Below are 25,806 nucleotides of genomic sequence, written 5' to 3'. Positions count from 1 at the left end.
GGAGGGGGGACGGTTCGCGTGCGGTTCAGGCCTCGACCGCTAACCCATACTCGGCGCTGGCATCCTGCAGCCAAAGCCAGAAGTAGTCGGAGAAGCTGCGGCGAATCACCAGTTCCCAGGTCTCCTCGCCGGTATGGCGAATCACCAGCTGCGACTTGGCGAACACGGTGCCCACTGCCTTGCCAACCGGAAAGTTGCTCGGGTGCACGTCGTAGCTGGTGGACTTCATCAGCAGCTCGCGCACCTTCGGCCCGGACAGCTCCAGCAGGGTCTGCCCGCCGCTGACGTTGACCACCGAGATATGCTGGCCATCCAGCGCCTCGCGCAGCCGGCGCTCGACCTCGAACTCGCTGCCGCCAGGCACGATCAGCAGCCATTCGTCCGGGCCCAGCCACTGCAGCGAAGTATCGCCGTCAGCCACCAGGGTCAGCGCCACCGGTAGCTCCAGGCCCAGGGCCTTGTGCACACCGCCGGAGAAACCGGCGTCCTTGGCATCCCCGCGAATGACCAGATGTCCGCGCAGTTTCTTCTCGCGCAGGGTGATGCCGGCGTTCTTGCGGCCTTTGCCGACCAGCTCATGCAGGCCGGCGTGGTGCAATGGCGATTGCCCGGCGATGTCGGCAGGGCGTTGTTGGTAGACGTTGACGTTAGACATTCTGGCGATCCCCTTTCGGGTCATAGAACACGGAGCTGCAGATTTCGGCTTCGATCAGACTGCCATCGGCCAGCGGCGCAAACACACGCTCGCCCATGCGCTTGAGGCCGCCCTTGACCACCGCCATGGCGAAGCTGTAACCCATCGCCGCGCTCATGTAGCTGGAGGTGACGTGACCGACCATCTGCATCGGGATGGTTTGTTTCGGGTCGAACACCAGTTGCGCACCTTCCGGCAGCACCTTGTTCGGGTCGACCGGTTTCAGCCCTACAAGCTGCTTGCGGTCTTCGCGCAGGCAGTCGTCGCGGTTCATGCCGCGCTTGCCGATCCAGGAGAAAGGTTTAGTGCGACCGACGCACCAGCCCATGTTGAGGTCGTCCGGGGTCACCGAGGCATCGGTGTCCTGACCGACGATGATGAAGCCTTTCTCGGCACGCAGTACGTGCATGGTCTCGGTGCCGTAAGGCGTCAGGTCGAATTCCTTGCCGGCTTCGATGATCTGCTCCCACACGCCCAGGGCGTAGTCGGCCTGCACGTTGACCTCGTAGCTCAGCTCACCGGTGAAGGAGATGCGGAACACCCGCGCCGGCACGCCGCCGACCAGACCTTCCTTCCAGCTCATGAAGGGGAAGGCGTCCTTGTCCAGATCGATGTCGGTCACCTTGGCCAGCAGCTTGCGGCTGTTGGGGCCGGACAGGGTCATGGTGGCCCAGTGGTCGGTGACCGAGGTGAAGTACACCTTCAGCTCCGGCCATTCGGTCTGGTGGTAGATCTCCAGCCACTCCATCACGCGGGCAGCGCCGCCAGTGGTGGTGGTCATGACGAAATGGTTGTCGGCCAGGCAGGCAGTGACACCGTCGTCGAAGACCATGCCGTCTTCCTTGCACATCAGGCCGTAGCGCGCCTTACCCACGTCCAGCTTGGTCCAGGCGTTGGTGTAGACGCGGTTGAGGAACTCACGCGCATCCGGGCCCTGGATATCGATCTTGCCCAGGGTGGAAGCATCGAGGATGCCCACGCTATTGCGTACAGCCAGGCACTCACGAGCCACGGCGGCATGCAGATCCTCACCCTTTTTCGGGAAGTACCAGGGACGCTTCCACTGGCCGACGTCCTCGAACTCGGCACCGTTCTTCACGTGCCAGGCCTGCATCGCGGTGTAGCGCTTGGCATCGAACAATGCGCCACAGTGCCGGCCAGCCACAGCGCCGAAAGTCACCGGCGTGTAGTTCGGACGGAACATGGTGGTGCCCATCTGCACGATGCTGATACCCATCGAACGCGCGGCGATGGCCAGGCCGTTGATGTTGCCCAGCTTGCCCTGGTCAGTGCCGAAGCCCAGCGCGGTGTAGCGTTTGACGTGCTCGACCGACTCGAAACCTTCACGCGTCGCCAGCTCGATACCGGCAGCGGTGACGTCGTTCTGCAGGTCGACGAACTGCTTGGGTGCACGTGCCGTGGGCTTGTCGTGCGGCACCTGGAACAGCGCCAGAGTCGCCTCTTCCTGACGCGCCTCGACCTTCGGCAGACGGCCACTGACGGCCTTGTAGCCAGTATCGGCAGCCGCCTTGGCGCCTGCCTCGAAACCATTGGCGAGCACATCGCCGAGGGCGAACACACCGTTCACCGCGCCGGCATCGACACGTTGCTGAATGCCGTTGCCGGGGCCCGGCACGAAGCCAAGGATGTCCTCGCTCCACTCGGGACGACCGCCCAGATGCGAAGCCAGGTGCACCACCGGGCTGTAACCACCGGAGCTGACGATCAGGTCGCAGTCGACCACTTCACCGGGGCTGGTGACCTTGTGGGCCTTGACGTCGATGGCGCAGATTCGCGCGCCAGTGACGCGCTTGCTGCCACGCGCTTCGATCACCGCGCTGCCGGTGAGAATGCGCACGCCACGTGCACGCGCTTCCTCGACCCAGGCGCCGCGCGGGTTACTGCGCGCATCGGCGACAGCCACGACCTTGCGGCCGGCATCGAGCCAGTCGAGCAGCACGCGGTAGGCATAATCGTTGTTGGTCGACAACACCAGTTCCTGCCCTGGCGCCACCCCATAACGGCGCACGTAGGTCGACACGGCGCCAGCCAGCATGTTGCCGGGCACATCGTTGTTGGCGTACACCAGCGGCCGCTCATGGGCGCCACTGGCCAGCACCACACGCTTGGCGCGGACGCGGTGCATACGCTGGCGGGCCTGCCCCATCGGGGCGATTTCACCGAGGTGATCGGTCAGGCGCTGGTGGATGGTGAGGAAGTTGTGGTCGTGGTAGCCGTTGACCGTGGCGCGAGGCAGCAGGGTCACTTCCGGCAGCGTCTTCAGCTCGGCGATGGCCTGCGCCACCCATTCGGCGGCGGGCTTGCCGTCGAGGGTTTCGCGGGTGTCGAGCAGACTGCCGCCGAACTCTTCCTGTTCATCGGCGAGGATCACCCGCGCACCGCTACGACCGGCAGCCAGCGCGGCGGCGAGACCGGCAGGGCCGGCACCGACGATCAATACGTCGCAGTGCTGGTTGAGCTGGTCGTAGATGTCCGGGTCGACCTCGGTGGGCGAACGACCCAGGCCTGCGGCCTTGCGGATGTATTTCTCGTAGGTCATCCACAGGTTCTGCGGATACATGAAGGTCTTGTAGTAGAAGCCGGGCGGCATCATGCCACCGCCGACCTTGCCGAGGATGCCCATCAGGTCGGTGTTGACGCTCGGCCAACCGTTGGTACTGCTGGCCACCAGGCCGCTGTACAGCGCCTGCTGGGTGGCACGCACGTTGGGGATCTGCGCGGCTTCGGTGGAGCCGATCTGCAGCACGGCGTTGGGCTCTTCCGCGCCAGCAGCGACGATGCCGCGTGGCCGCGAATACTTGAAGCTGCGACCGACGATATCCACACCATTGGCCAGCAGCGCGGCGGCCAGGCTGTCGCCGGCGAAGCCCTGATAGGTCTGGCCGTTGAAGGTGAAGCTCAGCGGCTGGCTGCGGTCGATGCGACCGCCCTTGGCGAGACGATTGACCTGGCTCATGCCGTTACTCCTTCTACCACGGCTTGCTTGTCGGTGGCCGCGGCGGCAGTGACCGAGGGCTTCTCGCCGACCTTGTAGGTCTCGAGGATCTCGTAGGTCACGGTGTGGCGGGTGACGTTGAAATACTTGCGGCAACCGGCCGCATGCACCCACAGCTCGTGGTGGATGCCGCGCGGGTTGTCGCGGAAGAACATGTACTCGCCCCACTCGGCATCACTGCAGGCATCGGGGTCGAGCGGGCGGGCGATGTGCGCCTGGCCCTTGGCGTGGAATTCCTCTTCGGAGCGCAGTTCGCCACAGTAGGGGCAGAAGATGTGCAGCATGGTGGAGCCTCCGCTTGCTTTACTCCCCCCTCCCGCTTGCGGGAGAGGGGCTGGGGGAGAGGGCTGCTCTATGCACGCCATCCCCCGAGTCAGTTACTGGGAGCTGCGGTGCCGAACTCAGCACCCTCTCCCGCCCTTCGGGCACCCTTTCCCATGAATGGGAGAGGGTCATCAGCTTTGCGCTACGCGCGCTTTTAGTGAGCCACGGCAGCGGCGCCGTGCTCGTCGATCAGTGCGCCGGTGTGGAAACGGTCGATGGAGAACGGCTTGGCCAGCGGGTGCATCTCACCCTTGGCCAGGCTGGCGGCGAACACATGACCCGAACCCGGCGTGGCCTTGAAGCCGCCAGTACCCCAGCCGCAGTTGAAGAACAGGTTGTCCACCGGGGTCTTGGAAATGATCGGGCAGGCGTCCGGGCAGGTGTCGACGATGCCGCCCCACTGGCGGTTCATGCGTACCCGCGAGAGCACCGGGAACATCTCGACGATGGCTTGCAGGGTGTGCTCGATGGTCGGGTAGGAACCGCGCTGGCCGTAACCGTTGTAGCCGTCGATGCCGGCACCGATGACCAGGTCGCCCTTGTCCGACTGGCTGATGTAGCCATGCACGGCGTTGGACATGATCACGCTGTCGATGATCGGCTTGATCGGCTCGGACACCAGCGCCTGCAGCGGGTGGGACTCCAGCGGCAGGCGGAAGCCGGCGAGCCCCGCCATGTGCCCGGAGTTACCGGCGGTGACCACGCCGACGCGCTTGGCGCCGATGAAGCCCTTGTTGGTTTCCACACCGATCACCGCGCCGTTCTGCTTGCGGAAACCGATCACCTCGGTGTTCTGGATCAGGTCGACGCCCAGGGCATCGGCGGCACGTGCATAGCCCCAGGCCACGGCATCGTGACGGGCAACGCCACCGCGACGCTGCACGGTGGAGCCCATGATCGGGTAGCGGGTGTTCTTGCTGCAGTCGAGGTAGGGAATCTCCGCCTCGACCTGCTTGGCATCGAGCAGTTCGCCATCCACGCCGTTGAGGCGGTTGGCGCTGACGCGACGCTCGGCATCACGCATGTCCTGCAGGGTGTGGCAGAGGTTGTAGACGCCACGCTGGGAGAACATGACGTTGTAGTTGATGTCCTGCGACAGCCCTTCCCACAGCTTCATCGCGTGTTCATAGAGGTGCGCGGACTCGTCCCACAGGTAGTTAGAACGCACGATGGTGGTGTTGCGTGCGGTGTTGCCGCCGCCGAGCCAACCCTTTTCCACCACGGCGACGTTCTTCACGCCGAATTCCTTGGCCAGGTAATAGGCGGTGGCCAGGCCGTGGCCGCCACCGCCGACGATGACCACGTCGTACACCGGCTTGGGCGTCGGGTTGCGCCACATGCGCTGCCAGTTCTCATGGTGGCTGAACGAGTGCTTGAACAGGCCGAAGCCGGAATAACGTTGCATGGGCATGCTCCAGGGTTCTACTCCCCTCTCAGCGTTAAGCGAGAGGGGCCGAGAGAAAGGGTTGGCTTAGCGATACACCGGGTAGTCCGCGCACAACCCGGCGACCAGCTTGGCCACCTGCGCCTCGACATCGGCATCGCCGAGGTGATCGAGGATGTCGCAGATCCAGCCGGCCAGCGCCTGGCACTGGGCGACCTTGAAGCCACGGGTGGTGACGGCAGGAGTGCCAATGCGGATGCCCGAGGTCACGAACGGCGACTGCGGGTCGTTCGGTACGGCGTTCTTGTTCACGGTGATACCGGCACGTCCCAGGGCAGCGTCGGCCTCCTTGCCGGTCAGGCCCTGTTTGATCAGGCTGAGCAGGAACAGGTGGTTGTCGGTGCCACCGGAAACCACCTCGTAGCCGCGCTCGATGAACACCTTGGCCATGGCCTGGGCGTTGTCGATGACCTGCTGCTGGTAGGCCTTGAATTCAGGCTCCATGGCTTCCTTGAAGCACACCGCCTTGGCGGCGATGACGTGCATCAGCGGGCCGCCCTGGGCACCCGGGAACACCGCGGAGTTGAGTTTCTTCTCGATCTCTTCGTTGGCCTTGGCCAGGATCAGGCCGCCGCGCGGGCCGCGCAGGGTCTTGTGCGTGGTGGTGGTAACCACGTCAGCGAAGGGAATCGGGTTCGGGTACAGACCGGCAGCGACCAGGCCAGCGACGTGGGCCATGTCGACGAACAGCAGCGCGCCGACCTTGTCGGCAATGGCGCGGAAACGCGGGAAGTCGAGGGTCTTGGAATAGGCGGAGAAGCCGGCAACGATGATCTTCGGCTTGTGCTCCACGGCCAGGCGCTCGACCTCGTCGTAGTCGATCAGACCGGTAGCGGTGTCCAGCCCATACTGCACGGCGTTGTACAACTTGCCCGAGGACGACACCTTGGCACCGTGGGTCAGGTGGCCGCCGTGGGCCAGGCTCATGCCGAGAATGGTGTCTCCGGCATTGAGCAGCGCCAGGTAGACAGCACTATTGGCCGAGGAACCGGAGTGCGGCTGAACGTTGGCGTAGTCGGCGCCGAACAGCGCCTTGGCGCGGTCGATGGCCAACTGCTCGACCTTGTCGACGTACTCGCAGCCACCGTAGTAGCGCTTGCCCGGATAGCCTTCGGCGTACTTGTTGGTCAGGCCGCTGCCCTGCGCCTGCATCACCCGCTGGCTGCAGTAGTTCTCCGAAGCGATCAGCTCGATATGCTCTTCCTGGCGACGCTCCTCCTGATTGATCGCCGCGAGCAACTCGTCGTCGTAACCCTGAATCTGATCCTGCTTGCTGAACATCTCGACTCTCCTGCAGCGCCTGTGGGCGGCGGTCTTGGACGGACGGGCCGGCAAGGCCCTGTGCAGCGATGGTAGGGCCGCACCTGCCCCCTCAAATGCCTGCCAACGCCGCGAGAGCATTCGTTTGCGACATGCCCCTGTCGCAATCAGGCGCACCGACATCAGCTCGTCGGTTTGCGCACAAATCGCGGGGATCAAGCTGTGGATAAGCCGTGCATACAACGCCCGGCCCCAGCAATGGCAGGGGCTCCCGCAATAAGGTTATTTCCTGATCTATATCAATCAGTTAACAACATCAGCCATACACAGAAGCCGTGGACTAGGCTGTGGAAAAGCTGTCAGCAGATTGCTGCCGGCCTTGCACTCACTGCAATGCAGGGCTGCGCTCAATATCCATACACCCGTACCGCCGCCCGGGCTTATCCACCAGCGACATAGGCAGGAAAGGAGAATAGCTTGGGGATATGCACAGAAGATGTGGATGAAACTGTGCATAGGCTGTTCGACGAGCGCTTGCGGCCAGAGCTGCCGCGGCCTGCCGTGAGAAGGCTAAAAATCGAACAGGATCAACTAGATAGGCGTGGCTTGTGCACAAATACTGTGGGCGCCATTGTGCACTGCCTGTGGAAACACGTCGCCAGGCCAGAGCCCGCGGGGCTCTGGCGCAAGCGCACGTTATTTACTCAGCCACTTATGGCTTGAGTTTCTCTCCGCAACTGCTGGAGGCATTCACCAGGCGCTGCTGCATGGCCGGGTCAGGCGGAGACTGGCGGCTCATTTCCTGCAACTCGGCCTCGCTGAACTCGGCGCTGACCTTGTCGGCCGCACAATCGCAATAGGCTTTCAGTTGCGCATTTTCGTAGCCTGCCGGGGCACCAGCCACGCACTGCTGGACGAACTCGTTCTTGGCCTGCGCCGACCACTCGGCGGCGGAAACGGGCAGCGCCACGGCCAGAGGCAGGGCAAGGGCGAGCAGGTGACGATAAGTCATATGAAACTCCTTCTCTTGATTGCGGAGGGCGGATCGAGTGCCGCCCTCTGGTAGGTGTGAACCCCTCAAGACAGCTCAAGTTCCATCTGCAGGCCGAACGGTTGGCCACGCTCTGACCTGGCAGTACGCATCGACACAACAACTCGTCGCCGCTACGCAGGTCAGTCAGCGGGCTCAGGAGGTAAAGTGGCGCTTTTCGTCGGCAGCTCCGCCGACAGGCTTTTCAGAAGGAACGCGCCAATGCCCGACAATGCCCAGCAATTTGCCAGCGACAACTACTCCGGCATCTGTCCCGAAGCCTGGGCCGCCATGGCCGAGGCCAACCAGGGCCACCAACGCGCCTATGGTGATGACGAGTGGACGGCGCGCGCCGCCGATCACTTCCGCCGCCTGTTCGAGACAGACTGCGAGGTGTTCTTCGCCTTCAACGGCACCGCCGCCAACTCCCTGGCCCTGGCCTCGCTGTGCCAGAGCTACCACAGCGTGATCTGCTCGGAAACCGCCCACGTCGAGACCGACGAGTGCGGCGCGCCGGAGTTCTTCTCCAACGGTTCCAAATTGCTGCTGGCCAAGACCGAGAACGGCAAGCTGACCCCGCAGGCGATCCGCGAAATCGCCCTCAAGCGCCAGGACATTCACTACCCGAAACCACGCGTGGTCACTCTCACCCAGGCCACCGAGGTCGGCACCGTCTACCGCCCGGAAGAAGTTCGCGCCATCAGCCAGGTCTGCGAAGAGCTGGGCCTGCACCTGCATATGGACGGCGCGCGCTTCTCCAATGCCTGCGCCTTCCTCGGCTGCAGCCCGGCCGACCTGACCTGGAAGGCCGGTGTCGATGTGTTGTGCTTCGGCGGCACCAAGAACGGCATGGCCGTCGGTGAGGCCATCGTGTTCTTCAACAAGGATCTGGCCGAAGACTTCGACTATCGCTGCAAGCAGGCCGGCCAACTGGCGTCGAAAATGCGCTACCTGTCCGCGCCCTGGGTTGGCATCCTGCAGAACGATGTCTGGCTCAACTACGCCAACCACGCCAACCACTGCGCCCAGTTGCTGGCCAACCTGGTGGCGGACGTGCCGGGCGTCAGCCTGATGTTCCCGGTGGAAGCCAACGGTGTGTTCCTGCAACTGTCGGAGCCGGCCATCGCCGCCCTCACCGCCCGCGGCTGGCGCTTCTACACCTTCATCGGCGCCGGTGGCGCACGCTTCATGTGCAGCTGGGATACCGACGAAGCGCGCGTTCGCCAGCTGGCTGCCGATATCCGTGAAGTGATGAGCGCCTGACGACGCCATGACGCATACGTGGCAGGGGCTTGAGCCGCGACCGTAGCCCGGATGCAATCCGGGGAAATCGATCAATCGCCCCGGATTTCATCCGGGCTACAAACCTTCATGGCGATCAATAGTCGATCGCCACATCCCCCTTGGGCACGCTGCAGCACGACAGGATGTATCCCTCAGCCACATCCTCATCGGTGATACCGCCGTTGTGCTCCATCTCCACCTCGCCAGCGGTCTTCATCACCTTGCAGGTGCCGCAAATGCCCATGCCACAGGCCTTGGGGATATGCAGGCCAAGCTTGGCGGCGGCCGCGTGCACGGTTTCGCCGGGCACCACGCGGATGCTCTTGCCGGTGCTGGTGAACTCCACCTGGTTGAGTTCGCCAACCGGGACTTCCGGTGCGTCTGCAGCCTCGGCGGCCAGCTCCTTGACCTCGGCGCGAATCTCCGGCGGCGTCGGACCGAACGCCTCTTCGTGATAACGCGCCATGTCGTAGCCGGCGGCTTCGAGCAGGCGCTTGACCGCACTCATGTAGGGCGTCGGACCGCAGCAGAAGATCTCCCGATCCAGGTAGTCCGGCGCGATCAATTCCAGCATCGGCTTGTTCAGATAGCCGCGATAGCCAGCCCAGGCTTCGCCCAGACCATGCTTCTCGCAGATCACGTGCAGGCTGAAGTTACTGATACGTGCCGCCATGTGCTCCAGCTCGCGCTGGTAGATGATGTCCTTCGGCGAACGGGCGCTGTGTACGAAGACCATGTCGACATTGGCGTTGGTGTCGTAGAACCAGCGCGCCATCGACATCACCGGCGTGATGCCAACCCCACCGGAGAGGAACAGCACCTTGTCGGACGGGAAGTCGATGGCGTTGAACAGCCCGACCGGGCCGTGCACCGGCACCTCGTCGCCTTCCTTGAGGTTGTCGTGCAGCCAGTTCGACACCTTGCCGCCCGGCACGCGCTTGATGGTGATGGAGAAGCTGTAGGGCACCGAAGGCGAACTGGAAATGGTGTAGGAGCGCATGATCGGCTGGCCGTCGATCTCCAGCTCCAGGGTGACGAACTGCCCCGGCTTGAAGAAGAACAGTACCGGCTGATCGGCCATGAAGCAGAAGGTGCGCACATCCCAGGTTTCCTGGATCACCTTGACGCAACGCACCAGGTGGCGGCCGTTGGTCCAGGTCTGAGTGGTAACCGGGTTGAGGAAGGCGTTGGTGGTCATGAACGGCTCTCCACGCGGCCGGATATCGGCCCATATGCCACGGATTGTGCGAAAGGCCGCCGCTCGTCATTTATCTGCCTGCGACATCCGCATGCTTATCGCGACCTGCCTGATAGTACGGGGCCTGACGCGTCGGAAACGCATTCGGCCATGTCGCCCATGGATAAGGTTTGCCCCTCTGCCGGCTCCACACTCCGCCTCACCAAGCATGCTCGCCCACTGCAGGCGACAGCGAACGATCGAGACCTTGCGGCACAACCGTAACAGCCACTTTTTCCGGCAGGCGCACAGCGCCCGCCAATGAGGAGCCACCATGGACTGCACCCAAAACCTGAGCCTGGGCGACCCGCTGGAGCCCGTCCGCAAGGCCACTGCGCAGATGCTGCACGAACGCGACCATACGTTCTCGCTGCCGCAGCCCTTCTACAACGACGAGCGCCTGTTCCAGGTCGACATGCAGGAGATCTTCCATAAGGAATGGCTGATCGCCGGCATGACCTGCGAGATCCCGGCCAAGGGCAACTTCCTCACCCTGCAGATCGGCGACAACCCGATTCTGGTCATCCGCGGCGCCGAAGGCCAGATTCACGCCTTCCACAACGTCTGCCGCCACCGCGGCTCGCGACTGTGCGTCTCCGACAAGGGCAAAGTGGCCAAGCTCGTGTGCCCCTACCACCAGTGGACCTACGAGCTGGACGGCCGCCTGCTGTTCGCCGGCACCGAAATGGGCGCCGACTTCGACCTCAAGGACTACAGCCTGAAACCCGTGCAGTGCAAAACCGCTGGCGGCTTCATCTTCATCAGCCTGGCGGAAAATCCGCCGGCCATCGACGAATTCCTCGCGACCCTGGCTCACTACATGGAGCCGTACGACATGGAGAACACCAAGGTCGCGGTGCAGAGCACCATGCACGAGAAGGCCAACTGGAAACTGGTGATCGAGAACAACCGCGAGTGCTACCACTGCAACGGCTCGCACCCGGAGCTGCTCAACACCCTGCTGGAATGGGACGATGTCACCGACCCGCGTGCCAGCCAGGCGTTCAAGGATCAGGTCGCCGAGTGCACCACCCGTTGGGACAGGGACAAGATCCCCTACGCCCACGCCAGCTTCGGCCTGCGCAACCGCATCGTGCGCATGCCGCTGCTCAAGGGCACCGTGTCCATGACCATGGACGGCAAGCAGGGCAGCAAGAAGCTGATGGGCCGCATCACCGACCCGGATCTCGGCTCGATGCGCATCCTGCACCTGCCACACTCGTGGAACCACTGCATGGGCGATCACCTGATCAACTTCACCGTGTGGCCGATCAGCGCCCAGGAGACGATCGTCGTCACCAAGTGGCTGGTGCACAAGGATGCGGTAGAAGGCATCGACTACGACGTGGCGCGCCTGCGCCAGGTGTGGGACGCCACCAACGACCAGGATCGCCGCCTGGGCGAGGAAAATCAGCGTGGTATCAACTCCACCGCCTACCAGCCTGGCCCGTACTCCAAGACCTACGAGTTCGGCGTGATCAACTTCCTCGACTGGTACAGCGAGCGCATGCTCAACAACCTCGACGACACCCCGGCGCAATCGCTGCGCCAGGTCGCGGGTGAGTAATGACGCTCAGCCTGCTGCTGTTGATCGGGCTGGCAGCCTACGGCCTGCTGGCCTGTCGCCCCACCGGGCAGTGAAGAAAGCCCCGCCGCTCATCGAAGCGCCGGGGCTTTTCCATGACCGTTACAGCTAAGGAAGGCAGCAAGTATTCCCTCGCAATATGGCCACTCGCCATTCAAGTTGTGTCAGATTGTTCCGAAACAATAACGGGGCTGTCGCAGGGCGGCCAGACACTTCTCTGGATGGAACTGACTTCATGCTGTCGCCGCGCTCCCTGAGCTTGCAGACAAAAATCCTGCTGGCTTTCACCCTGGTCAACCTGATCAGCATCGCCGCCTTCATTAGCTACGCCCAGTACATGAAGTCCCAGGACATTCGCGAACAGATGGACAACCGCCTGCGCGCAGCGGCCCATGCGGTACCGCGCCTGCTCGGCAATGACTATCTGGAACGCGCCCGCACAACCGATGGCCTGCGAGACGGCGAGTACATGGCACAGGTACGCAACCTGGGCCAGTACGTGCAGGACGTCGACCTGAAGTTCGCCTACACCATGATGGTCGACGCTTCCGGCAAGGTGTTCTATCTGTCCGACGCGGCCAGCGCGCAGGAACTCGCTGGCGGTATCTACGGCGAGCATCTGGAGGAGTATGCCGACGCCAGCCCGGCAGTGACCCTGGCAGCACGCAGTGGCCAGGCGCAATTCGACGAGTACACCGACAGCTACGGTACCTTCCGCTCGATCTTTCTGCCGATGCGCACTGCCAGCGGCCAGCCCTATGTAGTGGGTGTGGACATCACCCTCACCAGCCTCGACCAGGCCATCAGCGACAGCCTGCACAGCCTGCTGCTGATCGGCGCCGGGACACTGGCTGTCGGCTTGCTACTCTCCTGGCTGGCCACGCAGATGCTGGTACGCGCGATTCGCCACCTGACCGGTCAGCTCAACCAGATCGCGCAGAACCGCGATCTGTCGCGCCCGCTGGCGGTGACCAGCGACGACGAACTCGGCCAGATGGGCACGCATCTATCCGGCCTGCTGCAGGATCTGCGGCAAACGCTGTCCGGCGCGCTGGGCATGGCCGACAGCAACCAGCAACTGGCCGACACCTTCCTGCATCGTGCCGACGACATCACCCAACAGATCCAGCAGGCCGCCCAGCAACTGGCCGATGTCGATCAACACGGCCATTCCATCCAGCAGGCAGCTGGCGAATCCTCCAACCATGCCGGCGCAGTGCGACAGAATCTGGAGCGCACCAGTACCGAACTGAGCCGCGCCCACCAGGAGCTGCAGAAGCTGATCGCCGACGTGCATGACAGCACCGACTCCAGCATCGAACTGGCCGGCGACCTCGACCGCCTCAGCCAGGAAGCGCAGCAGATCGGCCAGGTGCTGCAGATGATCGCCGGCATTTCCGAGCAGACCAATCTGCTGGCCCTCAACGCGGCCATCGAAGCTGCGCGCGCTGGCGAGGCCGGACGGGGTTTCGCCGTAGTCGCCGATGAAGTGCGCAAGCTGGCCAGCCAGACCCAGAGCGTGCTGGCCGACGCGCACAAGGTGATCGATCAGGTCACCGACGCCATCCGCCAGATCGCCCAACGCATGGGCAGCACCGCCGAGCGCTCGCGTGTCCTGGCTGGCAACGCCGACGAAGCCTTGGACGCCCTCGATACCCTGGTGCGGCAGATGGACGAAGTGAACCTCAACGTCGAACAGGCGCTGTCCAGTAGCGCGCACATCCAGCACGCCGTGGCCGACATGTCCGGTCGTCTGGGCGATATGCGTAGCGCCTTCGAGCACACCCGCCAGGACGTCGACGCGATCAACGACTCAGCGGCCGAACTGGGCAACACCGCGCGCAACCTGAAAAGCGGGCTGGGCGTATTCAGAACCTGATTCTGATGCGACGAGCCTCGCCCCCCACAATAACGCCCCTCTCCACGCGCGACACAAGCTGTCGCACGCCCGCGACAGAATCCGTCCATCGCCAACCGATCCCCGATTGCCGCCGATCAACCTCGAGTGAGGCTTTGCGCACAGAGAGCTAGCACATAGCCATCAATCGCGGTTACAGTGCCGGCAGCATGACGCCGGATTCCCGGCGATAAGGATCAATGAGACAAGGCTGTTGGTCATGCCCGAAGCAAAAGACACGCTACTGAGGCTGTTTAGCCTGCTGCGCCTGATACCTGAATACCCTCGCTACACCACTGCACCAACACTCCACGAAAAGCTGCGCGAACGCGGTTTTTCCGTTGACCTGCGTACCGTCCAGCGTGACCTGCAGCGCCTCTCTGGAACGTTCTCGCTGATCGACGAGGACGAGGGTGGCCGCAAGCAGTGGAGCCATTCCAAGAACGCCCCGTTGGATCTGCGCGACATGGAGCCGGCCACCGCCCTGGCGCTCTACCTGGCCGAAGGCCACCTGAAGAACCTGCTGCCACAAAGCGTGCTGGATCTGCTCGGCCCGCAGTTCAACAAGGCGCGCAACTACCTGGGCGAGCTGGAGCAGAACCACCTCGGCCATTGGGCACGTAGCGTGCGAGCACTGCCCAACGGCAAGGCACTGCTGCCAGCTGCAGTGGATGCCGGAGTCTGGCAGGAGGCCTCCACAGCCCTACTCGAACGCAAACAACTTCGCGTCACCTACCTGAGCCGCAGCAAGGCCGAAACCAAGGCGCTGATTCTTCATCCCGCCGGCCTGGTTTCACGCCATTCGACCAGTTATCTCATTGGCAGCGTTGACGGCTACGACGACCTGCGCCAGTTCGCCCTGCATCGCATTCTGCGCGCCGAGACACTGGATGCGGCAAGCCAGCTGCACCCACGCCCGGATATTGATTCCTACATCGCCTCTGGCGCCTTTACCTGGCGACAAGCTCCGGAAAGTGTAGAGCTGGTTGCCGATGTTCACCCCCAGGTTGCCTGGTTGCTGAGCGAAACACCGCTCAGCAACCAACAGACGCTGACGCCGATCGCCGGGAGTGACTGGCAGCACCTGCAGGCCCACGTACCACTCGATCAAGAGACACTGTGGTGGATCTTTGGCCTGAACGAGAACATCCATGTCCATGCGCCGACCATCTGGGTGCAGGAAATCCGTCAACGAATCGCCCGCATGAACAGCTTCTACGAAAATACCCTGGTGACAGCCAGCAACGAACACTTGCCCCACGCCCACGAGCATCGCAATACCTCCGTCCATCCGACCCCCTGAATGCCTGAACGAAAGGCCAAGGACACAACATGGCAATGCACAAGGACGACCTGATCATCGACATCGATGATCAGGTGGAAATACTCCTCAAGCAGATCAACGGCGCGCCAAACCAGCGCCAGCAGAGAGATTTCGTCGAAAGCTTCCAGAACATGATGATCGATCAGGTACTGGGGCCTTTCGGCCTGAGCAGGGCGCTATTCGATGACCGCGATGGAGGGGCGATCACTTCGCTGCATAACTTCGAAAAAGGCGTGGTCGCCAATGATGCCGACGGGGCGCGTCATACGGAATGGGTCAAGGCCAACGAAAAAAGCTTCGAGCGCAGCGATTACGATGCCCGCCTCGATGAGCGTTTCCCGGATATGAAGAGTCCAGACGGCAAATACCACGATGGCTACCGCAAGCCGGGTACCGAACTGCCCGAAGGGCCACGCACTGCGGCGCGCGACCACGTCGTACCGGCTAGCGAAGTGGAGCGCTCCTCCCGCGGGCACCTGGCACAGACTCGTGAAGAGCGGGTAGAAACCGCCACGCAAGACGAGAATGTGGTTCTGACCGGCTTCAACATGAACTCATCCAAAAGCGATGAAGACCTGCTGGTCTGGGCGCAGAAGCCCAACAGCAAGGATCCGAGCAAGACCAACTCCGAAGCCTACGACCTCGACGAAAAGGTTCTGAAGGAGAAGTACAAGGAAGCAAAGGCTGCTGTCGAAGGAACTCAGAAAAAAGCCGTGTTCATGAAACAGGGCAGCGAGCTTTTGGTCGAGGGCGGCAAAGCCGCCGGTTATCTCGCCATGCGCCAAGTGCTGGGCATGATCCTCAAGGATGTAGTACAGGGGCTGATCGATGACGTGCGATACCTAATACATGAGGGCTTCACCGGTGTCCGATCGCTGATTGAACTGGTCAAGGCACGCCTTCATGCAACCTTCAATACCCTGCGCGAAAAGTGGGCCGAATACCTCAAGGAAGGTGCCAGCGCAGGTTTCAGCGGTTTCTTCTCGACGCTAATCACCCTGGTGATCAACTCCTTCATCACCACCGCCAAGAATATCGTCACCCTTATTCGCGAAGCGGTTCTGGCACTGGTGCGCTCAATCAAAGTGATCGTGGCGCCTCCGGCAGAGATGAGCAAAGGCGAAATCGCCCTCGAAGTACTGCGCCTGCTTTCGGCAGCAGTTGCCACCTGCACTGGCCTCGCGCTAGAGGAAAGCATCAAGAAAGCCCTGGAAAGCATTCCTCTGCTGACTCCGGTCGCTGGCGAACTCGCCCCCGTCATCGCCGGCATCATTACCGGCGCACTAACCCTGTTCACCGTCCTGGCATTCGACCGGATCAAGGACGTGATCGCCTTCCGCAACAAGCAACTGGCTGACGTCCATCGCGGGCAGACCATCGGTTTCCTGAAGCTCAAACAGACCGTTCTGATCCTCGAGTCCGCATACGAGAACATGGCGATAACGGCTCATACGCTGCGTATCCAGTTCCAGGAAACCTGGGTCGAAGTACAGGAAAGCCGAGAAGAAACGCAAAGAAGCATTGGCTCTTACCAGAGTTCGGTAAGGGCGTTGGATGATCTACTGGAGCAATTTTGATGAGCGCCCAACCACTCGTATTGGCTAACAACAAGACCCCGGCCAGCGTTGCCTCCGATTTCCTGAGTGTCATCAAGGATATCGAGATCTGTATCGAGAACAGCAACAGCCAGGCCTCAGCCATCGAGAACCGAGGGCTGTTCAAGAGTGCGTTCTCAAGCTCGCGCAAGGATCTGGTGGACATTTCCCGTTCGCAGAACAAGATCAACGAAATGATGCTGGGGCTGATCCAGGAAGTGATCACTCTGAATGCGATGAGCTATTCGTTCCTCGCGGCCGTTATCGGCGAGCTCGAACAATCCTGCCGCAACGGCTGGAAAGATAGCGACGGACAGTTCCAGCAGCTGTCGGATACCGGGCGACAGTTCGCCGATCGCGCCAACGATATCTTCGTGAAGATTCTGGATGGTTCCAAATCCACCCAGAGCAAGATCGAGGTGAACCAACAGAATATTGCCGAACTACGCGACAAACTGCAGCTCAAGGCAGAGATGGTGCTCAAGCACACCGCCGAGATCGACAGCATCAAGAGCACACTGTCGAACAAGGCTATGCAGATGCAGAAGAGCCAGCAGGATATCAGCAGCATCCAGTCCTTGCTGGAAGTTAAAGCCGAACGCCTGAGTCATCTGGATGAGACGCTGGAGAAGAAGAAGCAAACACTGGAACAGCATGACAAGGCCATCCATGCACTGATCGAGGAGCTTCAGGAAAACAACCAGATGGACATGGCGCGGGAGCTTGTAATCCAAGACATGCGGGTACAACTGCAGACACTCGAGCAACGCACCAGACAACAGAAGGCCTTCATCATCGGCCTGTCGATCACCTGCCTGGCGCTCACATGCCTCAATGCCCTGAGCCTGTTCAAACTTTTTTGACTGTGCAACCAGAGGAGCCGCGGTCGGCTCCCTGGTTCTCCGAGACTCTCGAACTCCCTCACTAATCGACGACATAATCTGGCGCCCTCTCCATGCAGACTCGGCTCAAACAGAACGTTGGAGCCATGTCATGCCAATCGCACCTCACCCAAAAACCTTTATCTGTCGCGTATGCGAATGGCAGCGAACCACACTGCCAGCCAGGCGCTCAAGGATGCCGCCAAAGGTGCCGACTACGACTAAGATCGCCGTCTGGCCAACAGAGCCAACGCGTCATAGACCCCACCTCCTAACTGCCAGGGGCGCACCCGAAGATCTACGAGTTTGACGTGATCAACTTCCTCGACTGGTATAGCGAGCGCCTGATCTACAACATCGGCGCTCCCGGCGCAATCACTGCGCTAGTTCGCGAGCGAGTGATGACGTTAAGCCTGCTGCTGTTGATCGGGCTGGCCGTCTACGACCTGCGGCCCTGTCGACCGCTCCACAAACGAGCCGGACAGGATCATCTCCTCTGTCTTTTTTCTTGGAGAAGAGCAGCTGAAGCGCCATGACAACCAAAAACTAGAGTGAAGCATCTTTGATGAACCACAAAAAAGTGGCCTCTCTGGCTTCGAATCCAATAGGCAAGTCTAAATCGAGGCCCTGGCTGCACCGCGGCTCGCGCGCTCACGGCGTCTCTTGTTCGCCAGACTCAATCGACGTAACAGATGCCTCACCCGCCACCTTAGAGGCTTTTCAATAGCCTCGATCAACTGCGGGACTTCCTCAGCAAAATCGATGTCATCCGTTTCATCATGAATATCTACGAAGAGACAGCGCTCAATGGCCTTGTTGTCCTCAAGCGGCAAGCCGGCCATCAATCTGTAAAACGCCCAAAAGCTCTGGTTTCCCGTACGCTGATAGAACGCCACAGCATCGTTCAACGCTGAGCGGGCGCGCTCACGATCCTCACGCGCAATGCGCACGGCGAACAACTCCCCATAATTCTTAAAGGTGTATGCACTTCGCCCATCGCGTCCGTAGAAACGGGTTTTCTCACACGCAAAAACTTTGGTGATCGCGGCCTCGGAGTAGTAAACGTCGCTATAAAGCACAATCACACCTCCATCGCCTGCGATCGTATCTGCCGATAACAGACTGTGCGCCTTGGTTTCTCGCTGCAATGGGCACCAAGTCAAAACAGGGTACCTAGCCAGCACTTCGCTGGCAGTGAGCAGTAACGGAGATATGACGCCTCTCTCCTTGAGAAGACGCAGCGTACGCCCCAAGAGAGTCTCACCATTAACCGAGATCAATTGCTTAGGCGTAGAGGTTGCTGTCCACCGCTCCTGCTTGACACCATTTTCCGCGGCAAGAATTAAAACTGTCAGGCCATTCATTGGCATAAATCTCCTTAGCAAACGCCTTACTAGGCATCCCTCCAAAAGTGCAGACGACCAACAATATCAAATAGTTATTTAGCAGGCTCCTTAATGACTAAAAAGCCCCGCCAGATCGCTCTGACGGGGCTTTTCATTTACAACTCGACGCTAGCCGATGGCGATCAGGCCTTGGCTTTCTTGGCAGCGCGGGTGCGTTCGCCTTCGTCGAGGATCTTCTTGCGCAGACGGATCGACTTCGGCGTCACTTCGCAAAGCTCGTCGTCCTGGATGAATTCCAGAGCCTGCTCCAGGGTGAAGCGAACCGGCGGTACCAGGGCAATGGTTTCGTCCTTGCCCGAAGCGCGCATGTTGTCGAGCTTCTTGCCCTTGGTCGGGTTCACGCCCAGGTCGTTGTCGCGGCTGTTCAGGCCGACGATCTGACCGTTGTAGATTTCCTGGCCGTGCTCGACGAACAGCTTGCCGCGCGCCTGCAGGGTTTCCAGGGAATAGGTCAGCGCCTTGCCGGTATCGATCGACACCAGTACGCCGTTCTGACGACCAGACATGGTGCCCGGCTTGACGGTGTCGTAACGGTCGAAGATCGAGGTCAGGATGCCGGCGCCGTTGGTCAGGGTCAGGAACTGGTTACGGAAACCGATCAGACCGCGAGCCGGGATGTTGTACTCCAGACGCACACGACCTTTGCCGTCCGGCGACATGTTGGTCAGGTCGCCCTTACGCAGGCCCATTTCTTCCATGACCTTGCCCTGGGACTCCTCAGGGATGTCGATGGTGACGTTCTCGAACGGCTCCTGCTTGACGCCGTCGACTTCGCGGATGATCACTTCCGGACGACCAACACCCATTTCGAAGCCTTCGCGACGCATGGTTTCGATCAGTACCGACAGGTGCAGCTCACCACGGCCGGAGACCTTGAACTTGTCGGCGCTGTCGCCTTCTTCAACGCGCAGGGCCACGTTGTACAGCAGCTCCTTGTCCAAACGCTCCTTGATGTTGCGGCTGGTGACGAACTTGCCTTCCTTGCCGCAGAACGGCGAGTCGTTGACCTGGAAGGTCATCGATACGGTCGGCTCGTCAACGGTCAGCGGCTTCATCGCTTCGACGTGGTTGATGTCGCACAGGGTGTCGGAGATGAACAGCTGATCCATGCCGCTGACGCAGACGATGTCACCGGCAGTGGCTTCTTCGACGTCCACGCGGTGCAGGCCATGGTGACCCATCAGCTTGAGGATACGGCCGTTACGCTTCTTGCCGTCGACGTCGATGGCAGTGACCGGAGTGTTCGGCTTGACCTTGCCGCGGGCAATGCGGCCAACGCCGATGATGCCGAGGAAGCTGTTGTAGTCCAGCGCGGAAATCTGCATCTGGAACGGGCCGTCGAGGTCGACGTTCGGCGCCGGCACGTGGTCGACGATAGCCTGGTACAGCGGGGTCAGGTCTTCGGCCATGTCGGTGTGGTCAAGACCGGCGATGCCGTTCAGGGCGCTGGCGTAAACGACCTGGAAGTCGAGCTGCTCGTCGGTGGCGCCAAGGTTGTCGAACAGGTCGAAGATCTGATCCATGACCCAGTCAGGGCGCGCGCCCGGACGGTCGATCTTGTTGATCACCACGATCGGACGCAGGCCGGCTTCGAAGGCCTTCTTGGTCACGAAACGGGTTTGCGGCATCGGGCCGTCCTGGGCGTCAACGACCAGCAGTACGGAGTCGACCATGGACATCACGCGCTCAACTTCGCCACCGAAGTCGGCGTGGCCGGGGGTGTCGACGATGTTGATGCGGTAGTCGTTCCACTTGATGGCGGTGTTCTTCGCCAGAATGGTAATGCCGCGCTCTTTTTCCTGGTCGTTGCTGTCCATCACGCGCTCATCGTTGAGCTCGTTGCGCTCCAGGGTGCCGGACTGACGCAGCAGGGCGTCGACGAGGGTGGTCTTGCCATGGTCGACGTGGGCGATGATGGCGATGTTGCGGAGATTTTCGATCACTTGTGTGTTTCTCGATCAGAGGATGCGGTGTGCCGCCCAGCGTGGACGACGAATATGAAGAAAAGGGGATCAGTGAGCCGAACGGTCGGGAGGGCGATGGCGGATACTCCCGCCATTCAACCCCGGCGTTCTATGCCGGACGATAAACGCGCACATTGGCATGCCCCTCGCTCAGCAGATGGTGGGCATGCAGGCGACTCATGACGCCCTTGTCGCAATACAGCAGGTACTGGCGGTTCTCATCCAGTTCCTTGAATTTGTTGTTCAGCGCGTAGAACGGCAGAGCCTGCACCTCGACACCGGGTATGGCCAGCGGCTCATCTTCGGCGGCATCGGGGTGGCGGATATCGATGACGATCTGTCCGGCCAACGCCTCGGCGACCGTTTCGACCTGAATGTCCTTGCCCAACTCGTCGATCACGCGATCGATCGGCAACTGAGTGGCACGCTCCAGGGCACGTTCGAGAACGGCCATGTCGAACTGGGCCTCTTCCCTTTCCACGCGATAGCCGCGGGCGCGGGTGGTCGGATTGACCGAAATCACCCCGCAGTATTCGGGCATGTTCTTGGCGAACTCGGCGGTACCGATCTGCGTGGCGGTGTCGATGATGTCCTGCTTGTGGCTGGCGATCAGCGGGCGCATCACCAGCATGTCGGTGACCGAATCGATCACCGCCAGGTTGGTCAGGGTCTGGCTCGACACCTGGCTGATCGCCTCGCCGGTCACCAGCGCTTCGATCTCCAGACGTTCGGCAACACGGGTAGCGGCGCGCAACATCATGCGTTTGAGGATAACGCCCATCTGGCTGTTGTCGACCTTGCCGAGGATCTCGCCGACCACTTCCTCGAACGGTACGCTGACGAACAGCACGCGCTGCGAGCGACCGAACTTCTGCCATAGATAGTGCGCTACTTCCATCACGCCCAGCTCGTGGGCACGGCCGCCGAGGTTGAAGAAGCAGAAGTGGGTAACCAGGCCGCGGCGCATCATCTGGTAGGCCGCCACGGTGGAGTCGAAGCCGCCGCTCATAAGAACTAGGGTCTGCTCCAGCGAACCCAGCGGGTAACCACCGAGACCTTCATGGCGATGGTGCACGACGAACAGGCGCTGGTCGCGAATCTCCATGCGCACTTCGACTTCCGGCTTCTTCAGATCGATGCCGGCGGCGCCGCACTCCAGACGCAGACGGCTGCCGACATGGCGCTCGACATCCATGGAGCTGAACGACTGCTTACCGCCACGTTTGCAGCGCACGGCGAAGATCTTGCCCGGCAACTGATCGGCGTAATGACGCTTGCAGTGCTCGGTGATGTCGTCCAGGTCGCCCAGCGGGTACTCATTCACCTCGAGAAACAGACCGATGCCCGGCGTGCAGCGCAGGCGTTCGGTCATCTCGGCGAGCAGCTTCGGATCGTCAACCAGCGTTTCAACCTCGAGGTTGTCCCAGACACCCGTGACCTTCAATTCAGGGTCGAGATCGCGCAGCACGGAGCGAATGTTCTTCCCCAACTGGCGGATGAACTGCTTGCGCACCGGGCGACTCTTGATGGTGATTTCCGGGAAAACTTTGACGATCAGCTTCATGAATAGAGCGCCCGCTCGACGGGACGAAAAAACAGGGGCGCGGATTATAGCGGAAATTGCTCAAGCTTTGACCAAAAATCCTACACCCACAACGCATCGCACCAAAATCAAGCATCAGCACATTTAGCAGCACCTTAATGGTGCAAATATCTTCTTGAAAAACCTCCTCAGCCAGCGGAACGCCTGAGTTTCGGGCACTCTGCCCATTACAGGGCACTGGCATGCAATTTGCTCCCTTGTGAGGCAGGTCGCCCTGAAGGACTATCCCGCCGGGCTTCACCGTATCTTCAAGGCTTATCGATAAGAGCCTTTTCCACCTGGAGGACAACATGTCTAAGGCTGTTCAACTGATCAAAGAACACGACGTGAAGTGGGTAGACCTGCGCTTCACCGACACCAAGGGCAAGCAGCACCACGTGACCATGCCGGCCCGTGACGCCCTGGACGAAGACTTCTTCGAACACGGCAAGATGTTCGACGGTTCGTCCATCCATGGTTGGAAAGGCATCGAAGCCTCCGACATGATCCTGCTGCCGGTCGACGAGACCTCCGTACTGGATCCGTTCACCGAAGAGCCGACTCTGATCATCGTCTGCGACATCATCGAGCCGAGCACCATGCAGGGCTACGATCGCGACCCGCGCTCCATTGCCAAGCGCGCTGAAGAATTCCTGAAGTCGACCGGTATCGGTGACACCGTATTCGTCGGCCCGGAGCCTGAGTTCTTCATCTTCGACGAAGTGAAGTTCAAGTCCGACATCTCCGGTTCCATGTTCAAGATCTTCTCCGAGCAGGGTTCCTGGAACACCGACGCCGACATCGAAGGCGGCAACAAAGGCCACCGTCCTGCCGTCAAAGGCGGTTACTTCCCGGTTCCGCCGTGCGACCACGACCACGAAATCCGTACTGCCATGTGTAATGCCATGGAAGAAATGGGCCTGGTCGTCGAAGTGCACCACCACGAAGTGGCCACTGCCGGCCAGAACGAAATCGGTGTGAAATTCAACACCCTGGTCGCCAAGGCTGACGAAGTTCAGACCCTGAAGTACTGCGTGCACAACGTAGCCGACGCCTACGGCAAGACCGCTACCTTCATGCCGAAGCCGCTGTACGGCGACAACGGCTCGGGCATGCACGTGCACATGTCGATCTCCAAAGACGGCAAGAACACCTTCGCTGGCGAAGGCTATGCCGGTCTGTCCGAGACCGCTCTGTACTTCATCGGCGGCATCATCAAGCACGGTAAGGCCCTGAACGGCTTCACCAACCCGTCGACCAACTCCTACAAGCGTCTGGTTCCAGGCTTCGAAGCGCCGGTCATGCTGGCTTACTCGGCCCGTAACCGTTCGGCCTCGATCCGTATTCCGTACGTTTCCAGCCCGAAAGCCCGCCGCATCGAAGCGCGCTTCCCGGATCCGGCTGCCAACCCGTACCTGGCCTTCGCTGCTCTGCTGATGGCCGGTATCGACGGTATCCAGAACAAGATCCACCCTGGCGATGCAGCCGACAAGAACCTGTACGACCTGCCGCCGGAAGAAGGCAAGCTGATCCCGCAGGTTTGCGGCAGCCTGAAAGAAGCCCTGGAAGAGCTGGACAAGGGCCGTGCCTTCCTGACCAAGGGCGGCGTATTCTCCGACGATTTCATCGATGCCTACATCGAGCTGAAATCGGAAGAAGAAATCAAGGTTCGCACCTTCGTGCACCCGCTGGAATACGACCTGTACTACAGCGTCTAAGCCAGTCTCGCGCCGCCTTCGTGCGGCGCGTTTCGAAAGCCCCGCTCGGCACTGCCTGGCGGGGCTTTTTCATTGCCCCGTAGGGTGCTGCGCCATGCGCACCACCTGCGGTATCGGCTCGGGGTCGATGGTGCGCACGACCTAGGCGGCCCCGCGACACCCTACGCAACCGATACCCACAGCCCGAGCCGATTTGTAGCCAAACGTCACAGCCATAGCGCCCTGCGCTTGCCAGGAGCCAACAGCAGTGCAAGGCTTAGCGCATCATCCGAGGAAGGATTGGCCCATGCGCCCGCTAATCGCCTGCCTGCTACTTGCCCTGACCCTGCCGGCCAGCGCACAGATCTACAAATACATCGACTCCAACGGCAACACGGTCTTCACCAATCAACCACCGGATGGCACTGCAGCCGAGGCGGTAGAGCTGCCACCAACCAATACGGTCGAGATGCAGACACCCAGCGTGCCGGTCGATAGCAGCAACACCTCTACCCAGGACGAGGCGCCCTACGCCGTGCTGAGCCTGACCGGTATCCCGGACGAAGAAGCCATGCGCGCCAACAACGGTACCTTCATCGTCGGCGTGAACATCCAGCCGCGCCTGCAGCCAGGCCACCGCCTGCGCTTGATTCTCGATGGCGAACCCTATGGCCAGGCGAGCAACGTGCCGAGCCTGCAACTGACCAACGTCGACCGTGGCGAGCACAATCTGGCTGTTGCCGTCGTGGCTGGCGAACGCATCATCCAGCAAAGCAACACCGAGACCTTCACCGTGCAACGCATCAGCGTCAACAGCCCTGCCCGTCAACCTGCAACGCCGCCACGCCCAACTCCAAGACCTGCGAACTGATCACGATGCGTGCACTGCTGCTCTGCCTGCTGTTCATCACCCAAGGTACCCTGGCCCAGGTCTATACCTATATCGACGCCGAGGGTAACCGTGTATTCACCGACAAACCGCGCAGCAGCAATGCCGAGCGGGTGATCCTGGCACCGTCCAACAACATGCAGACGAACCCGCCCGCCGCGACGGCGCGCATGGATCCGCCCGCGGTCACCAAACAGACCGTGCACTACCAGTTGCTGCGCATCATCGTGCCGGAGCCGGACGCCTCGATCCACAATGGCTCGGGCGACATGATCGTCACGCTCAACAGCGAGCCCGGCCTGCTCCCCGGCCACAGCTATCGTCTGCTGCTCGATGGCGAGGTACAGGGCGAGGCGAGCCGTAGCCCGGTCTTCTCTCTGCAGCACATCGACCGAGGCACGCACCAGTTGGTGGCAGAAATCATCGACAGCGCCGGGCTCATCGTCGAGCGTACGCCAGCACAGCCTTTCCATATGCACCGCATGACATTGGCGCAGAAACGCAAGGTCAACCCCTGCAAGAAGGATGAATACGGCGTTCGCCCCGAATGCCCACTGAAGGACAAGCCCAAGGAAGACGTCAGCATCCTGCCCTTCTTCTGATCACAGAGCACCATTACGGTGCAATAAAACGCACCACCTCCTAAGCTATCCCTGTTTTGGGTCGCAGCTCCTCGCCCAGCAGCGCCGCAAGGCGG

Annotated in this window: 20 protein-coding genes; 10 read left to right on the top strand and 10 right to left on the bottom strand. The window is 61.2% G+C overall.

Annotated features, from left to right (window positions below):
* Positions 1-25: 25 nt before the first annotated feature.
* From C7A17_RS13420 to C7A17_RS13395, 6 genes are all read right to left on the bottom strand, one after another.
* On the bottom strand, positions 26-655 hold the full coding sequence (locus tag C7A17_RS13420) for a sarcosine oxidase subunit gamma (RefSeq protein WP_106738507.1): 630 nt from the start codon (positions 653-655) through the stop codon (positions 26-28).
* On the bottom strand, positions 648-3,671 hold the full coding sequence (locus tag C7A17_RS13415) for a sarcosine oxidase subunit alpha (RefSeq protein ID WP_106738506.1): 3,024 nt from the start codon (positions 3,669-3,671) through the stop codon (positions 648-650). The genes C7A17_RS13420 and C7A17_RS13415 overlap by 8 nt, the downstream gene beginning before the upstream one ends.
* The gene (locus C7A17_RS13410) at positions 3,668-3,994 is read right to left on the bottom strand and encodes a sarcosine oxidase subunit delta (protein ID WP_064495107.1); all 327 of its coding nucleotides are present in this window, start codon (positions 3,992-3,994) and stop codon (positions 3,668-3,670) included. The genes C7A17_RS13415 and C7A17_RS13410 overlap by 4 nt, the downstream gene beginning before the upstream one ends.
* Positions 3,995-4,188: 194 nt before the next feature.
* The gene (locus C7A17_RS13405; protein WP_106738505.1) at positions 4,189-5,439 is read right to left on the bottom strand and encodes a sarcosine oxidase subunit beta family protein; all 1,251 of its coding nucleotides are present in this window, start codon (positions 5,437-5,439) and stop codon (positions 4,189-4,191) included.
* A gap of 66 nt (positions 5,440-5,505) precedes the next feature.
* Positions 5,506-6,759, bottom strand: coding sequence for a serine hydroxymethyltransferase (glyA, locus tag C7A17_RS13400; RefSeq protein ID WP_106738504.1), 1,254 nt, complete (start codon positions 6,757-6,759; stop codon positions 5,506-5,508).
* A 691-nt stretch (positions 6,760-7,450) separates the two neighbouring features.
* The gene (locus C7A17_RS13395; RefSeq protein ID WP_106738503.1) at positions 7,451-7,750 is read right to left on the bottom strand and encodes a hypothetical protein; all 300 of its coding nucleotides are present in this window, start codon (positions 7,748-7,750) and stop codon (positions 7,451-7,453) included.
* 240 nt (positions 7,751-7,990) lie between these two features.
* On the opposite strand from C7A17_RS13395, the gene C7A17_RS13390 reads away from it, so the two are divergent.
* Positions 7,991-9,031 (top strand): threonine aldolase family protein, encoded by a 1,041-nt coding sequence (locus C7A17_RS13390; protein WP_106738502.1) that lies wholly within the window; start codon positions 7,991-7,993, stop codon positions 9,029-9,031.
* Between the two features lie 115 nt (positions 9,032-9,146).
* Here C7A17_RS13390 and gbcB read toward each other — a convergent pair whose 3' ends face one another.
* Entirely contained in the window at positions 9,147-10,250 is a 1,104-nt protein-coding gene (gene gbcB, locus C7A17_RS13385; protein ID WP_106738501.1) for a glycine-betaine demethylase subunit GbcB, read from the bottom strand.
* A gap of 313 nt (positions 10,251-10,563) precedes the next feature.
* On the opposite strand from gbcB, the gene gbcA reads away from it, so the two are divergent.
* From gbcA to C7A17_RS26770, 6 genes are all read left to right on the top strand, one after another.
* Positions 10,564-11,856, top strand: coding sequence for a glycine-betaine demethylase subunit GbcA (gene gbcA / locus C7A17_RS13375; protein WP_106738500.1), 1,293 nt, complete (start codon positions 10,564-10,566; stop codon positions 11,854-11,856).
* Positions 11,857-12,109: 253 nt separating this feature from the next.
* Entirely contained in the window at positions 12,110-13,753 is a 1,644-nt protein-coding gene (locus C7A17_RS13370; protein ID WP_106738499.1) for a methyl-accepting chemotaxis protein, read from the top strand.
* A 238-nt stretch (positions 13,754-13,991) separates the two neighbouring features.
* On the top strand, positions 13,992-15,074 hold the full coding sequence (locus tag C7A17_RS13365) for a helix-turn-helix transcriptional regulator (RefSeq protein WP_106738498.1): 1,083 nt from the start codon (positions 13,992-13,994) through the stop codon (positions 15,072-15,074).
* A gap of 29 nt (positions 15,075-15,103) precedes the next feature.
* Positions 15,104-16,672 (top strand): hypothetical protein, encoded by a 1,569-nt coding sequence (locus C7A17_RS13360; RefSeq protein WP_106738497.1) that lies wholly within the window; start codon positions 15,104-15,106, stop codon positions 16,670-16,672.
* The gene (locus C7A17_RS13355) at positions 16,672-17,553 is read left to right on the top strand and encodes a hypothetical protein (protein ID WP_106738496.1); all 882 of its coding nucleotides are present in this window, start codon (positions 16,672-16,674) and stop codon (positions 17,551-17,553) included. The genes C7A17_RS13360 and C7A17_RS13355 overlap by 1 nt, the downstream gene beginning before the upstream one ends.
* A gap of 329 nt (positions 17,554-17,882) precedes the next feature.
* Positions 17,883-18,107 carry a hypothetical protein gene (locus C7A17_RS26770; RefSeq protein WP_158704665.1) on the top strand — a complete coding sequence of 75 codons (225 nt, stop codon included), beginning with the start codon at positions 17,883-17,885 and terminating at the stop codon, positions 18,105-18,107.
* 78 nt (positions 18,108-18,185) lie between these two features.
* On the opposite strand, the gene C7A17_RS13350 is transcribed toward C7A17_RS26770, so the two are convergent.
* The 3 genes from C7A17_RS13350 to thiI form a co-directional block, all read right to left on the bottom strand.
* Complete coding sequence (locus tag C7A17_RS13350; RefSeq protein WP_106738495.1) at positions 18,186-18,935, bottom strand: hypothetical protein; 750 nt, start codon at positions 18,933-18,935, stop codon at positions 18,186-18,188.
* Positions 18,936-19,099: 164 nt separating this feature from the next.
* Positions 19,100-20,920, bottom strand: a complete 1,821-nt coding sequence (typA, locus tag C7A17_RS13345) for a translational GTPase TypA (protein WP_106738494.1) — start codon at positions 20,918-20,920, stop codon at positions 19,100-19,102.
* A gap of 130 nt (positions 20,921-21,050) precedes the next feature.
* Positions 21,051-22,505, bottom strand: a complete 1,455-nt coding sequence (gene thiI, locus C7A17_RS13340; protein ID WP_106738493.1) for a tRNA uracil 4-sulfurtransferase ThiI — start codon at positions 22,503-22,505, stop codon at positions 21,051-21,053.
* A gap of 329 nt (positions 22,506-22,834) precedes the next feature.
* On the opposite strand from thiI, the gene glnA reads away from it, so the two are divergent.
* From glnA to C7A17_RS13325, 3 genes are all read left to right on the top strand, one after another.
* Positions 22,835-24,241, top strand: a complete 1,407-nt coding sequence (glnA, locus tag C7A17_RS13335) for a glutamate--ammonia ligase (protein ID WP_106738492.1) — start codon at positions 22,835-22,837, stop codon at positions 24,239-24,241.
* A gap of 286 nt (positions 24,242-24,527) precedes the next feature.
* The gene (locus C7A17_RS13330; RefSeq protein WP_106738491.1) at positions 24,528-25,091 is read left to right on the top strand and encodes a DUF4124 domain-containing protein; all 564 of its coding nucleotides are present in this window, start codon (positions 24,528-24,530) and stop codon (positions 25,089-25,091) included.
* A 5-nt stretch (positions 25,092-25,096) separates the two neighbouring features.
* Positions 25,097-25,711 (top strand): DUF4124 domain-containing protein, encoded by a 615-nt coding sequence (locus C7A17_RS13325; RefSeq protein WP_106738490.1) that lies wholly within the window; start codon positions 25,097-25,099, stop codon positions 25,709-25,711.
* The last annotated feature ends 95 nt before the right edge of the window (positions 25,712-25,806 follow it).

Source organism: Pseudomonas mendocina, assembly GCF_003008615.1.
Lineage (GTDB): Bacteria > Pseudomonadota > Gammaproteobacteria > Pseudomonadales > Pseudomonadaceae > Aquipseudomonas > Aquipseudomonas mendocina_C.
Note: the sequence above shows the minus strand (reverse complement) of the source record. Positions and strands in the feature narration are given on the sequence as shown.